The sequence below is a fragment of the Kitasatospora arboriphila genome (assembly GCF_039528095.1).
GTDB lineage: Bacteria > Actinomycetota > Actinomycetes > Streptomycetales > Streptomycetaceae > Kitasatospora > Kitasatospora arboriphila.
This window is the reverse complement of sequence record NZ_BAAALD010000256.1, coordinates 1-699: the sequence shown is the minus strand read 5'-3', so window position 1 is coordinate 699 and position 699 is coordinate 1. Positions and strand designations below refer to the sequence as shown.

Annotated in this window: 2 protein-coding genes; both read right to left on the bottom strand. The window is 61.1% G+C overall.

The genetic code is table 11. The annotated features are described in order from the left end of the window. Positions 1–269, bottom strand: a 269-nt coding sequence (locus ABD353_RS39810) for a cytochrome c-type biogenesis protein (protein WP_344628590.1), incomplete at its 3' end; no start/stop codon positions are given. An 11-nt stretch (positions 270–280) separates the two neighbouring features. Further along, positions 281–699 (bottom strand): DsbE family thiol:disulfide interchange protein (locus ABD353_RS39805; RefSeq protein WP_344628589.1); only part of this gene is annotated, 419 nt, incomplete at its 5' end.

Sequence of the window (699 nt, the reverse complement as noted above, 5' to 3'; positions counted from 1 at the left end):
TAGCTCACAAAATGCCCGTAGCCGGCCACCATATAGTCAACGATCTGCCCTTTCGTTTTCCCCTGCTGCATCAGCTCGTACACCTTCTGCCGCATATCAGCGGCAATCATCGCGTTTGAGTCGGCGATGCTGTTGTTCTGGCATTTAGGGCAGCGTAGTTGGGAGGTGATCTCGCGGAAGGCCTGCTCCTGGGCCTCATCCTTAAACTGCCAGGTATCGATGGCGGCCCACGCCTGGCCGGTCAGCATCAGCGCCAGCAGGATGACCATTACCCCTCTCATCAACCCGCCCTCCGGTTGTATTGATCCCACAGCGGCTGGAGCTCCTCGCGCCACACCCGTTCGTTCAGGTCGCCGGCGTGCCGCCAGCGGATAATGCCCTGACCGTCGATGAGAAACGTCTCCGGCGCGCCATAGACCCCGAGATCCAGACCAAGCATGCCGTTGCCGTCGTAGAGGCTCAGCCTGTAGGGATTACCCAGGCGCAGCAGCCAGCTCATCGCCTTCTGGCGATCGTCTTTGTAGTTCATCCCCACCACCCGCACGCCCTGCTGCGCCAGGCCGTTGAGAAACTGATGCTCGGCGCGACAGGTTGGACACCAGGTGGCCCAGACGTTGAGCAGCAGCGGCTTGCCGTCAATCAGCGTCCGTCGGTCCAGCGTCTGACCGGGGGTATTCAGCGCTTCAAGGCGAAATTCCG